This is a genomic window from Pseudomonas sp. YH-1 (genome assembly GCF_051990045.1).
Lineage (GTDB): Bacteria > Pseudomonadota > Gammaproteobacteria > Pseudomonadales > Pseudomonadaceae > Pseudomonas > Pseudomonas nicosulfuronedens.
Map to the genome: position 1 here is coordinate 794,170 of NZ_CP178184.1, position 12,638 is coordinate 806,807.

At 65.1% G+C, this 12,638-nt stretch carries 10 protein-coding genes; 3 read left to right on the top strand and 7 right to left on the bottom strand.

Going from position 1 to position 12,638, the window contains the following annotated elements; translation table 11 throughout:
- Positions 1 to 59 precede the first annotated feature (59 nt).
- The gene (locus ACKI1H_RS03580; protein WP_440467679.1) at positions 60 to 1,445 is read left to right on the top strand and encodes a NorM family multidrug efflux MATE transporter; all 1,386 of its coding nucleotides are present in this window, start codon (positions 60 to 62) and stop codon (positions 1,443 to 1,445) included.
- On the opposite strand, the gene ACKI1H_RS03585 is transcribed toward ACKI1H_RS03580, so the two are convergent.
- Complete coding sequence (locus ACKI1H_RS03585; protein ID WP_440467680.1) at positions 1,438 to 3,114, bottom strand: putative bifunctional diguanylate cyclase/phosphodiesterase; 1,677 nt, start codon at positions 3,112 to 3,114, stop codon at positions 1,438 to 1,440. The genes ACKI1H_RS03580 and ACKI1H_RS03585 overlap by 8 nt on opposite strands.
- 293 nt (positions 3,115 to 3,407) lie before the next feature.
- Here ACKI1H_RS03585 and rep point away from each other — a divergent pair, with 293 nt between their 5' ends.
- Both rep and ACKI1H_RS03595 read left to right on the top strand, forming a co-directional pair.
- Positions 3,408 to 5,417 carry a DNA helicase Rep gene (gene rep / locus ACKI1H_RS03590; protein WP_138217085.1) on the top strand — a complete coding sequence of 670 codons (2,010 nt, stop codon included), beginning with the start codon at positions 3,408 to 3,410 and terminating at the stop codon, positions 5,415 to 5,417.
- A gap of 225 nt (positions 5,418 to 5,642) precedes the next feature.
- Entirely contained in the window at positions 5,643 to 6,218 is a 576-nt protein-coding gene (locus ACKI1H_RS03595) for a xanthine phosphoribosyltransferase (protein WP_081515169.1), read from the top strand.
- A gap of 140 nt (positions 6,219 to 6,358) precedes the next feature.
- On the opposite strand, the gene ACKI1H_RS03600 is transcribed toward ACKI1H_RS03595, so the two are convergent.
- From ACKI1H_RS03600 to dadA, 6 genes are all read right to left on the bottom strand, one after another.
- Positions 6,359 to 8,200: an acetyl-CoA hydrolase/transferase C-terminal domain-containing protein gene (locus tag ACKI1H_RS03600; RefSeq protein ID WP_440468818.1), complete on the bottom strand. Its 1,842-nt coding sequence runs from the start codon at positions 8,198 to 8,200 to the stop codon at positions 6,359 to 6,361.
- 198 nt (positions 8,201 to 8,398) lie between these two features.
- Entirely contained in the window at positions 8,399 to 8,827 is a 429-nt protein-coding gene (locus tag ACKI1H_RS03605; protein ID WP_338110203.1) for a c-type cytochrome, read from the bottom strand.
- A 172-nt stretch (positions 8,828 to 8,999) separates the two neighbouring features.
- Positions 9,000 to 9,548: a cupin domain-containing protein gene (locus tag ACKI1H_RS03610; protein ID WP_024762080.1), complete on the bottom strand. Its 549-nt coding sequence runs from the start codon at positions 9,546 to 9,548 to the stop codon at positions 9,000 to 9,002.
- Positions 9,549 to 9,711: 163 nt separating this feature from the next.
- A complete protein-coding gene (gene alr / locus ACKI1H_RS03615; protein WP_138525950.1) occupies positions 9,712 to 10,791 on the bottom strand; it encodes an alanine racemase in 1,080 nt (359 codons plus the stop codon).
- An 80-nt stretch (positions 10,792 to 10,871) separates the two neighbouring features.
- Positions 10,872 to 11,225, bottom strand: a complete 354-nt coding sequence (locus tag ACKI1H_RS03620; RefSeq protein WP_138525949.1) for a RidA family protein — start codon at positions 11,223 to 11,225, stop codon at positions 10,872 to 10,874.
- Positions 11,200 to 12,495 (bottom strand): D-amino acid dehydrogenase, encoded by a 1,296-nt coding sequence (dadA, locus tag ACKI1H_RS03625; RefSeq protein WP_138525948.1) that lies wholly within the window; start codon positions 12,493 to 12,495, stop codon positions 11,200 to 11,202. Before dadA ends, ACKI1H_RS03620 begins: the two co-directional genes overlap by 26 nt.
- Positions 12,496 to 12,638: the final 143 nt, after the last annotated feature.

The following is a 12,638-nucleotide window of genomic DNA, read 5'->3' on the forward strand; positions in this document are numbered from 1 at the left end:
CACCGGAAAATGAGGAACTATCCAATGACGCGGCGCCTGCCGCTTACTGAGCCTGACTCATGAAACGCCTGTACCGTGACGAACTTGCCGCCATCCTTCGCCTCGCCGGCCCGCTGATCGCCGCGCAACTGGCCTACGTGGCCATGGTGTTCACCGACACCGTGATGATGGGCAAGCTCGGTCGCGAGGCGCTGGCCGCCGGCGGGCTGGGCGCATCGACCTATGCACTGGTGTCGACCTTCTGTGTCGGTGTGGTGGCGGCCACCGGCAACCTGGTGGCGATCCGGCATGGCGCGAAAGACGCACGCGGCGTCGTGGAAGCAACCCAGGCCGGACTGTGGATCGGTGGCGCGCTGGCGTTGCTGGCGGGCCTGTTGCTGTGGAACCTCGGGCCAATCCTGATCGCTTTCGGCCAGGCGCCGGAAACGGTCGCCGGCACGATGAGCTTTCTGCACAGCATCGTCTTCGCCCTGCCCGGCTACATGGCCTTCATGGTGCTGCGTGGCTTCACCAGCGCCATCGAACGCCCCGGCCCGGTCATGGCTATCAGCCTGATCGGCGCGCTGGCGAACTTCGCCCTCAACTACGCCTTCATCGAGGGCCTGTTCGGCCTGCCGCGCCTGGGGCTGGCGGGGATCGGCATGGTCACCGCGGTGGTGATGAACACGCTGCCGGTGATCTTCGCCCTGTACCTGCGCGGGCATCGGGCCTACGCGGGCTACCCGCTGCTGGCGGGTCTTTCCAAGCCTGACTTCAAGGTAATCGGCGAATCCCTGCGCCTGGGCATTTCCATCGGCGGCACCTACGCGGTGGAGTCGGGCATGTTCACCGTGGCGACCCTGTGCATGGGCGTGATCGGCAGCACCGCGCTGGCGGCGCACCAGATCGCCATCCAGTCTGTGTACGTGGCCTTCATGGTGCCCATGGGGATTTCCTACGCGGTGACCTTCCGTATCGGCCAGCACTACGGCGCCGGCCGATTGGTCGAGGCGCGCCGCGCCGGGCGGCTGGGCATAGGCTTCGGCGCCAGTTGCATGTTCGCCTTCGCCGCGCTGTTCTGGCTCGCGCCGGAGCTGGTCATCGGCCTGTTCATCGACCACAACGACCCGGCCAACCGCGAGGTGGTGCAACTGGCTGTCAGCCTGCTGGCCATCGCCGCGTGGTTCGAGCTGTTCGACGGCACCCAGTGCATCGCCATGGGCGCGATCCGTGGCCTGAAGGATGCGCGCACGACCTTCATCGTCGGGTTGGCCGGCTACTGGCTGGTGGGCGTGCCGATGGCGCTGCTGCTGGCCTTCCCGCTGGGCTGGGGACCGAGTGGCGTGTGGTGGGGCCTGGCGTCGGGTCTGGCCTGCGCGGCCATCGGCTTGACCCTGGCCTTCGAGGCGAAGACGGCGCGACTGCTACGCCCGCGCACGGCCGGCACGGTGCTGGTCGCTAGCTGACCGAGTCCTGCAGGCGCAGCGCACGGTTGGCGCCGAACACCAGGAAGCGCGCCAGCTCCGCCAACGGCAGCGGGCGGCTGATCCAGTAGCCCTGCACCTGATCGCAGCCGAACTGGCGCAGCTCGTCCTGCTGGGCGGCGGTCTCGACGCCTTCGGCCACCACTTCCAGGTTCAGGTTGTGCGCCAGGTTGATCATGGCCCGCACCAGTTGCAGGTTTTCCGGGCGCTCATGCATGCCGCCGACGAAACTCTTGTCGATCTTCAGCAAGGTGATCGGCAGGCTGTTGAGGTGGACGAAAGAGGAGAAGCCGGTGCCGAAATCGTCCAGCGAGAAGCGCACGCCCAGCCGGCCTAACGCCTGCATGGTCTGCAGGACCTGATCGCTGCGGCGCATCACGGCGGTTTCGGTGAGTTCGAATTCCAGCCACTGGGCGTCGACGCCGCGCTCGCGGATCAGGCGCTCCAGGGTCGGCAACAACTGGCTGTCCTGGAACTGGCGGAACGACAGGTTCACCGCCATGTGCAACGGTGGCAGACCGCGCCCGCGCAGCCACTGCATGTCCCGCAGAGCGCGGGAGATGACCCAGTAGCCCAGCGGCACGATCAGCCCGCTTTCCTCGGCCAGCGGCACGAAGTCGCCCGGCGTCAGCAGGCCGCGCTCGGGGTGGCGCCAGCGCACCAGGGCTTCGAGGCCGACGATCTGCCCGGTGTGCAGATCCAGGCGCGGCTGGTAGTGCAGTTCCAGTTCGTCGCGGCGCAGCGCCCGGCGCAGTTCGCTTTCCAGATCAGCGAGGCTGCGGGCGCCGCGGTTGATGCGTTCGTCAAAGACGTGGAAGGTGCAGCCCTGGCGCGACTTGGCCTGCTGCATGGCGATGTGTGCATGCCACAGCAGGGGGTCGGCCGCTTCACCGGCGCGAGCATGGGCCATGCCCAGGCTGCAGCCCAGCAGCAGGCTTTCGCCTTCGACCCAGTAGGGTTCGCCCAGGGATTCGACGATCAGCTCGGCGATCTTCTCCACTCGCGCCGGGTCACGGCGGGTGTCCAGCAGCAGGGCGAACTCGTCGCTGCCCAGACGGGCAATGTCGTCGCCGTTGTCCAGGTGCGCCTTCAGGCGCGCCACCACCTGTAGGATCAGGCGATCGCCTGCCTGGTGGCCGAGGGCATCGTTGACGTGGCGGAAGTTGTCCAGGTCCAGGTGGCCCAGCGCCAGGCCGCGCCCTTCGCTCTCGCTGAGGCGGGCGGCGAGCAGGGTCTGGAAGCCCTGGCGGTTGGCGATGCCGGTGAGCGGGTCCTGTTCGGCCAGGCTCTGCAGGGTGTTCTGCAGCGAGGTACGTTCGCGCACGTAACGCAGGGTGCGGCGCAGGACTTCGACGCTGAGGGATTCGGCCACCAGATAATCGGCAACGCCAACCGGCTCTTCCGCGGGCTCGCGCTCCAGCAGCAGGACCAGCGGCAGATGGCATTGGTGGGCGGACGGCAGTTTGCCGGGCGTGGCGAGCACCAGGCCGACCTGGTCCTCGTCGAACAGGCTGCTGGCCGCCTGCCAGGACGGGGCAGTGATCAGCGAATAGCCCTGCCCCAACGCGGCCAGATGCCCGCGCAGTAGCTGGGCCCACTGCGGCGCTTCCGCCAGCAGGAGCAGGCGCGTTGGTTCGACCGACGCTGCCAAGCGACCCCCATGTATCTCTAGAAAGGGGAGAAACTCCAGGCACCTTCCGTGCGCCCACTTCTCCCGGTTTTGAAGCGACGTCATCCGAACATCCACCGGATGTAGACGAAACTTCAGAGAAACTCTTAAGAGTTTTCTTCAAGTAATGCTGTCACAAGCCTAATACATGTACAGATTTATCCAAAACACATAAGTACGATCGTGTCACAGATCGCCGCTATTCCGAGCGGCACCCCGACGCCCGGCACGGCCTGCTAGAATACGCGCCCGCTCCACTACAGACCCCGCCTTTCATGTCCCGACTCAATCCCCGGCAGCAAGAGGCCGTGAACTACGTCGGCGGCCCGCTCCTGGTGCTGGCCGGCGCCGGCTCCGGCAAGACCAGCGTGATCACCCGCAAGATCGCCTACCTGGTGCAGCAGTGCGGCATCCGCGCCCAGTACATCGTCGCCGTGACCTTCACCAACAAGGCCGCCCGCGAGATGAAGGAGCGCGTCAGCACCCTGCTGCGCCCCGGCGAGGGCAAGGGCCTGACCGTCTCGACCTTCCACAACCTGGGCCTGAACATCATCCGCAAGGAACACGCGGCCCTGGGCTACAAGCCCGGCTTCTCGATCTTCGACGAGAGCGATGTGAAGGCACTGATGACCGACATCATGCAGAAGGAATATTCCGGCGATGACGGTCTGGACGAGATCAAGGGCCTGATCGGCAGCTGGAAGAATGACCTGATCCTTCCGGAAGAAGCGCTGGAAAAGGCGCGCAATCCCAAGGAACAGACCGCCGCGATGGTCTACCTGCACTACCAGCGCACGCTCAAGGCCTACAACGCGGTGGACTTCGACGACCTGATCCTGCAGCCGGTGAAGCTGTTCCAGGAGCATCCGGAGATCCTCGACAAGTGGCGCAACCGCGTGCGCTACATGCTGGTGGACGAATACCAGGACACCAACGCCAGCCAGTACCTGCTGGTGAAGATGCTGGTGCAGCAGCGCGCGCACTTCACCGTGGTGGGCGACGACGACCAGTCGATCTACGCCTGGCGCGGCGCGCGGCCGGAAAACCTGATGCAGCTGAAGGAGGACTTTCCCTCGCTGAAGGTGGTGATGCTGGAGCAGAACTACCGCTCCACCAGCCGCATCCTCAAATGCGCCAACATCCTCATCGCCAACAACCCCCACGTGTTCGAGAAGCAGCTGTGGAGCGAGATGGGCGAAGGCGACCCGATCCGCGTGATCCGTTGCCGCAACGAGGAGTCCGAGGCCGAGCGGGTAGCGATGGAAATCCTCACCATCCACCTGAAGACGCAGCGGCCCTACAGCGAATTCGCCATCCTCTACCGGGGCAACTATCAGGCGAAGCTGATCGAGCTGAAACTTCAGCACCACCAGATTCCCTATCACCTGTCAGGTGGCACCAGCTTCTTCGGACGGCAGGAAGTGAAGGACCTGATGTCCTACTTCCGCTTGCTGGTGAACCCGGACGATGACAACGCCTTCCTCCGCGTGATCAACGTGCCGCGCCGGGAGATCGGTTCCACCACTCTGGAGAAGCTCGGCAACTACGCCACCGAGCGCGGCTGCTCGATGTTCAACGCCTCCGGCGAGCTGGGCCTGTCCGAACACCTGGACGCCCGCTACATCGAGCGTCTGCAGCGCTTCAAGCGCTTCATCGACAAGGTCCGCGAGCAGTGCGCCGGCAGCGACCCGATCGGCGCGCTGCGCAGCATGGTGATGGACATCGACTACGAGAACTGGCTGCGGCAGAACGCGTCCAGCGACAAGATCGCCGACTTCCGCATGGGCAACGTCTGGTTCCTCATCGAAGCACTGAAGAACACCCTGGAGCGCGACGAAGAAGGCGACATGACCATCGAGCAGGCCATCGCCAAGCTAGTGCTGCGCGACATGCTCGAACGCCAGCAGGAAGAGGAAGAAGGCGCCGACGGCGTGCAGATGATGACCCTGCACGCCTCCAAGGGCCTGGAATTCCCCTACGTGTTCATTCTCGGCGTGGAAGAAGAAATCCTCCCGCACCGCTCCAGCATCGAGGCCGACACCATCGAGGAGGAACGGCGCCTGGCCTACGTGGGCATCACCCGGGCAAAGAAGAACCTGGCCATGACCTTCGCCGCCAAGCGCAAGCAATACGGCGAGATCATCGACTGCTCGCCCAGCCGCTTCCTCGACGAATTGCCACCCGAAGACCTGGTCTGGGAAGGCCAGGAAGACGCGCCGCAGGAGGTCAAGGTGGCCAAGGGCAACTCGGCCCTGGCGGATATCCGGGCGATGCTCAAGCGCTGAGGCTGTTCCCTGTAGGAGCGAGCTTGCTCGCGAAGCTCTTCGCCGTGCGGTTCGCGAGCAAACTCGCTCCTACAGAAAGGCACCGCACCGGGATCACGCGCGGCCATCCATCGAAAAACTGTCCACTCGATCAGCAATTGCATTGGTCGGAACGTCGCGCAGATGGCCACTGGCGTTGTAGAATTACGCGCTTCATCAGCGACAGCCGCTCCGGAAGCACCCCCCGTGAACACTCTCAAAGACAAAATTCGCAGCGAAGGCATCGTTCTTTCCGAACAGGTCCTCAAGGTAGACGCCTTCCTCAACCACCAGATCGACCCGGCGCTGATGAAGTTGATCGGCCACGAGTTCGCCGAACGCTTCAAGAACCAGGGCATTACCAAGATCGTCACCATCGAGGCCTCGGGCATTGCCCCGGCGGTCATGGCCGGCCTCGAGCTGGGCATCCCGGTGATCTTCGCCCGCAAGTTCCAGTCGCTGACGCTGAAGAACGACCTGCTGATCTCCAAGGTCTTCTCCTTCACCAAGCAGACCGAAAGCACCATCGCCATCTCCGCCAAGCACCTGACCGCCGCTGACCACGTACTGGTGGTGGATGACTTCCTCGCCAACGGCCACGCCGCCAAGGCGCTGATCGACCTGATCCAGCAGGCAGGCGCCAGCGTCGCCGGTCTGGGCATCGTCATCGAGAAGTCCTTCCAGGAAGGCCGCGCCCTGCTGGAAAGCGAAGGCTACCGCGTGGAATCCCTGGCTCGCGTGAAGTCCCTGGCCAATGGTCAGGTCGAGTTCCTCGAAGACTGATCCACCGCTCCACGAAAAAGGCGGGCGTCGACAGGGCCCGCCTTTTTTACGCCCGCAAGCCAGCCTTGCGTAGGGCGCATAACCTGGAACAGGTTATCCGCCGGCTCCTGGCGGCGGATAACGCTGGCGCGTTATGCGCCCTACCGGCTTGGCTCGGCACTGGCTTTCAGGCCAGCCAGCACCAGCCGCTGATAAAGCTCTTCGCGCAATCCATCCGGCTTCGCCAGCCCCATACGTTGCAGATGTACCGGAAAGGCTTCCGGCTCCGGCGCATCCAGCGTCGCCTTGCCCAGTTCGAGTATCTCGCTTAGCTTCAGCTTGCTCTTGAGCCAGCCCAAGGCCCGCAGCAACTCGCGCTCATGCTCGGTGAAGTCGCACCCCAGGGGGAACTCCGGCAGCAGCTCGCGCAAGTCACGAGTCGCTTCGCGCAGGCGCTCCGGCGTGTTGTCGCGGTAGCGGGCATCGAGCTCAAAATCCTTCGGCAGCTTGCCGGCCTCCTGGGCCTGGGCGATCAGCTCGTCCTGGAAGCGCGAGTCGGCGATGGCCAGCAGCGCGGCGATTACCTCGGCATCGTTCCTGCCGCGCAGGTCGGCGACACCGTACTCGGTCACCACCATGTCGCGCAGGTGCCGGGGGATGGTGGTGTGGCCGTAGCTCCAGACAATGTTGGAACTCAGCTCGCCCTCGGACTCGCGCCAACTGCGCAGCATCAGGATCGAGCGCCCACCTTCCAGCTCATGGGCCTGGGCAACGAAGTTGTACTGCCCGCCGACACCGCTGAGCACGCGACCGTCTTCCAATTGGTCGGCCACACCGGCGCCCAGCAGCGTCACGGTGAAGGCGCTGTTGATGAAGCGCGCATAGCGGCGCTGCTCGCGCTTGAGCTCTTCGTCGCGGTAGAGGTTGTTGACGAAGCCGATGCCGGTCATGCCGATCCCGGCCAGCTCCTCGCGCGGCATCTCGCGGAGGCGCCGGTAGAAGGCCTGTGGGCCGAGGAAGAAGCCGCCGTGGAGCCAGACGCCCGGCTCGCTGGGCGATGAACCCGGCCGCGCCGCGACCCGCCGGCTCAATACGCCCGCTTCGGCCAGCGCCAGCAGGCCGGGAACGAACATTTCACTGCAGCCGTAGAGGCCTTGTTCGAAGGCAGCGAGACCACCGTCGCGTTCGATCAGCTCGGCGTGGCGGGCGGTGGAATCGAGGCTATCGAGCAGCGCCCGATAACCGGCGTTGTCGCGATGGCGGGTAAGCAGGGCCGAGGTCAGGGCGTCGCCCATGGAGCCAATGCCGACCTGCAGGGTGCCGCCGTCACGCACCAGCGCGCTGGCGTGCAGGCCAATGCAGTGATCCTGCAGCCCTACCGGCATGTTGGGTGTGGAAAACAGCGTGCTGCTATCGCCCGGCGCGTCCACCAGCAGGTCGAAGAAGTCTTCGTCCACTTCGGCGTCGCCGGGCATGTAGGGCAACTGGTCGTGGACGACGCCGATGGTGACGATGGTTTCGCCCGCTGCACGGCGGCGCTGCAGCATCGGCAGCAGGTCGAGGGTGATGTCCGGGTTGCAGGCCAGGCTGAGCTTGCCCGGCCGGGCCGGGTCGCGGGCCACCAGCTGGGCAACGGCATTGACGCCCTTGGCGTTGATATCGCGCGCCACGTGGCTGTAATTGCAGCTGATGTAGTTCTGCTGCGCCGGGGCGCTGTCCAGCAGGCTGCCGGGCTGCAGGTAGAACTCCTCGACGCGGATGTTCTCCGGCAGGCTGCCGCTGCGCAGGTCGCGCAGGTAGTCCAGTTCGGGGTAGTCATCGTAGATGCGCTCGACGAAGGGTTCGAGGAAGCGCCGCTGCAGCTCGCCGCCGGCCTGCGGGCGGCCCAGCGACAGCGCGGTGTAGAGCGTCAGCTGCCGGCGAGGGTTCTCGCGGATGTGCCGGTACAGCGCGTTGGCCAACTGGTTGGGCTTGCCCAGCCCGAGCGGCAGGCCAAGGCGGATAGGCCCCTCCAGGCGCTGCAGCAGGTGTTCGACGGCAGTTTCGATCGAGCAGGATTGCACCGGGCGTCCCTCCTGGTTCGTTTCAACGACTGGAGTTTGGACCGGCTTTACGCAAAAGTTGCTCCCGCGACTCACACGGTGACAAATCGCGGGCATGAAAAAGCCGCCCTTGGGCGGCTTTTTCGCACAGGCCGGCTGTTACAGGCCGGACATGTGGTGAATCGCAGCTTTCAGCTCGTCATCGGAGCAATCAGCGCAGGTGCCCTTGGGCGGCATGGCGTTGATACCCGAGATGGCCTTGGCCAGCAGGCCGTCGATACCGCCCTGCTCTTTGGCACGCTTGCCCCAGTCAGCCTTGTCGCCGACTTTCGGCGCGCCCAGCAGGCCGCTGCCGTGGCAAGTGGTGCAGACCTTGCCGACAATCTCTTCGCCCGAACGCGGGGCACCGCCACCGCCGGCAGAAGCGACGGCGCCAACGCCTTCGCATTCCTTGCCCTGGACGCAGACTTTGCCGACAGGTTCGAGACGCTTGGCAATGGCGTCATCGTTGGTCGCGGCCTGAACGCTCACTGCCCACAGGGCCAGTACGGCAGCTTGGGCTGCCAGGATTTTTCTAATCAGGTTCACCCTTTCACCCTCATCGTGGCTTATCACGCCCGGTCGCGGTGCAGTCACAGTCTCGGGCCGCGCGAGCGGGCGCAAGTATAACGGCAAAGCCGGGAAGCTCGAAACAATTGCACCCTCTAGCGGGGTCTTGCGGCATTAGGTCGCAGCGGGTCTGGCCGGTCCTACCGGCTGTTCAAAAATTTGCCGGTGTGGTCGCGCTGATCAGCCGAGCCGGGGCTTCGAACGGGTTGCGGAAGCGGTGCGGCTTGGTGCTGTCGAAATAGTAGCTGTCGCCGCATTCGAGGACGAAAGTCTCGTCGCCGACGGTCAGTTCCAGGCGGCCTTCGACCAAAACGCCGGTCTCTTCGCCTTCGTGGGCGTACATGTCGTCACCGGTGTCGGAGCCTGGCGGATAGGTCTCGTCGAGCAGGGTGATGGCGCGGCTGGGGTAGTCCTTGCCGATCAGCTTCATGATGATCGAGCCGCTGGACAGGTCGCTGAGCTCGTCTGCCTTGTAGACCACAGGAGTGTTGCTGCTCTGCTCAAGATCGAGGGAAAAGAACTCGACCAGGGACATCGGAATACCACCCAGCACTTTCTTCAGCGAACTGATGGAGGGGCTGACGCTGTTCTTCTCGATCATCGAGATTGTGCTGTTGGTCACACCCGCCCGTTTGGCGAGTTCGCGCTGGGACAAACCTTTGAGCTTACGGATGGCTTGCAGACGAGCACCGACGTCCAAGGGTGGGGTCCTCCTTATTCTTGTGATCAGGCAGGCTCTGAAAGGCAGAACCCGCAACGGCTTGAGCCGAGCGGGTTCCAAGTGCCACGTATCATGGCAACACCGTTCAGTATTTACAACAGATCGCCCGTCGATCCTGCGCAAACTTTACGGGCGGTATCCGTCATTCGCCACTATAGACCCGCGGGACGCGCTTGAGGTTGCAGAACAGCTGGTAGGGGATGCTGCCGCAGCGGGCGGCGAGGTCGCTGGCTGGCACATTCGGGCCCCAGAGCTCGACGCGGCTGCCCAGGCCGGCAGCCGGCAGATCGGTCAGGTCCACGGTGAGCATGTCCATGGAAACGCGACCGATGATGCGGCTGGGCTTGCCGTCGATGAACACCGGCGTGCCGTCCGGCGCATGGCGCGGATAGCCGTCGGCGTAACCCATGGCGACCACGCCCACGCGCACCGGGCGGTCGGCGATGAAGCGCGCGCCATAGCCCACCGGCTCGCCGGCCGGCAGTTCGCGGATGCTGATGACCTGGGACTCCAGGGTCATCACCGGGCGCAGCTGGTCGGCCAGCGGGTGTGCCTGTTCGAAGGGGGTGGCGCCATAGAGCATGATGCCGGGGCGCACCCAGTCACTGGGCACTTCGGACCAGCCGAGGATGCCGGGAGAGTTGCGCAGGCTGACTTCATGGCCCTGGCCCGCGACTTCGCGCACGGCCTGGAAAGCGGCGACCTGCTCCTCGGTGCGCGGGCAGTCAAGCTCGTCGGCACGGGAGAAGTGGCTCATCAGCACGACCTTGGCCACGTGGGGCAGCGCCTTCAGGCGCGCCAGCGCGGCGGCGTAATCCTGCGGGAAGAAACCGACGCGGTGCATGCCCGAGTCCATCTTCAGCCAGACGGTCAGCGGCTTGCTCGGGCGCGCTTGCTCGATGGCCTCCAGCTGCCAGGCCGAATGCACCACACACCAGAAGTCATGGGCGTCGATCAGCTCCAGCTCGCTGGCTTCGAAGAAACCTTCAAGCAGCAGGATCGGTGCGCGGATGCCGGCTTCGCGCAGCTCCAGCGCTTCCTCGATGCAGGCCACGGCGAAACCGTCGGCCTCACCCTCCAGCGCACGAGCGCATACCACCGCACCATGGCCGTAGGCGTCAGCCTTGACCACCGCCAGCGCTCGGGCGCCGGTGACTTCACGGGCCAGGCGGTAGTTGTGGCGCAGGGCGGCGAGGTCGATCAGGGCACGGGCGGGACGCATGGCGAGGCTCTCTTAGAGTGGGTGGAACAGAAACGACGGACGAAAAAAACCCGGCGCTCCGGCCGGGCCACGCAAAACAGTCAGGGCAGTGCGGCGACGATGGAGACCTCGACGAGGATCTCCGGGTAGCACAGCGCCGCCTGGACGGTGGCGCGCGCCGGGGCGCAGCCCTGCGGGACCCACTGGTCCCAGACGCCGTTCATGCCGGCGAAGTCGGCAGCGACGTCCTTGAGGTAGATGGTTGCCGAGAGGATCCGCGACTTGTCAGTGCCGGCCTCATCGAGCAGACGCTCGATACTGGCGAGGACTTCGCGGGTCTGCTGCTCGACATCGGCAGTAAGGTCATCGGCCACCTGGCCGGCCAAGTAGGCCGTGCCGTTGTGGACGACGACCTGGCTCATCCGCTGATTAGTGTGCAGGCGCTGGATGGCCATTCTGTGCCTCCGAAGTGGAACCGTAGCGGGAGATGTCCAGACCTTCGGTGCTGATCTGCGGGCGCTTCTTGGCCATCAGGTCGGCGAGATAGCGGCCCGAGCCGCAAGCCATGGTCCAGCCCAGGGTACCGTGGCCTGTGTTGAGATACAGGTTGCGGAAGCGGGTGCCCCCCACGATCGGGGTGCCGTCCGGGGTGGCCGGGCGCAGGCCGGTCCAGAACTCCGCCTGGCTGACGTCGCCGCCTTCCGGGTAGAGGTCGGTGGTGATCATTTCCAGGGTGGCGCGGCGACGCGGGTTCAGCGACAGGTCGAAGCCGGCGATTTCCGCCATGCCGCCGACGCGGATGCGCTGGTCGAAACGGGTGATCGCGACCTTGTAGGTCTCGTCGAGGATGGTCGAGGTCGGCGCCATGTCCGGGTTGGTGATCGGCACGGTCAGCGAGTAGCCCTTGAGCGGGTAGACCGGGGCGTCGATACCCAGCGGCTTGAGCATCTGCGGCGAGTAGCTGCCCAGCGCCAGCACGTAGCGGTCGGCGGTGACCAGCTGGCCATCGACCCAGACGCCATTGATGCGGTCGCCGGCGAAGTCCAGGCGCTGGATGTCCTGGCCAAAGCGGAATTCGACGCCCAGGGCCTTGGCCATCTCGGCCAGCTGGGTGGTGAACATCTGGCAGTCGCCGGTCTGGTCGTTGGGCAGGCGCAGGGCGCCAACCAGCTTGTCGGCGACCTTGGCCAGGGCCGGCTCGACGCGGGCGATGCCGGCGCGGTCCAGCACTTCATAGGGAACGCCGGTGCTTTCCAGGACGGCGATGTCCTTGGCGGCGGAGTCCAGCTGGGCCTGGGTGCGGAACAGCTGGGTGGTGCCCAGGGAACGGCCTTCGTAAGTGATGCCGGTCTCGGCGCGCAGTTCGTCGAGGCAGTCGCGGCTGTACTCGGACAGGCGCACCATGCGCTCCTTGTTCACCGCGTAGCTCTTGGCGTTGCAGTTGCGCAGCATCTGCCACATCCAGCTGTACTGGCTCGGGTCGCCGGTCAGCTTGATGGCCAGGGGGGCGTGGGTCTGCAGCAGCCATTTCATGGCCTTGAGCGGGATGCCCGGGGCGGCCCAGGGCGAGGCGTAGCCAGGGGACACCTGGCCGGCGTTGGCGAAGCTGGTTTCCAGGGCCGGGCCGGGCTGGCGGTCGACGACGACCACTTCGAAGCCGGCACGGGCGAGATAGTAAGCACTGGCGGTACCGATCACACCGCTGCCAAGCACCAGAACGCGCATCTTTGCCTCCTACGTCGCGCCAGGGGCGCGGACGTTTCTTATTCTGAACGTAGATGCGCGCAGTATAGGAAGTCAGGCTCAGCGATATTCACTGATTGCGATGCATGTTTTGACGAAAATTCCTGGCAAAAGTCGCTTTCACG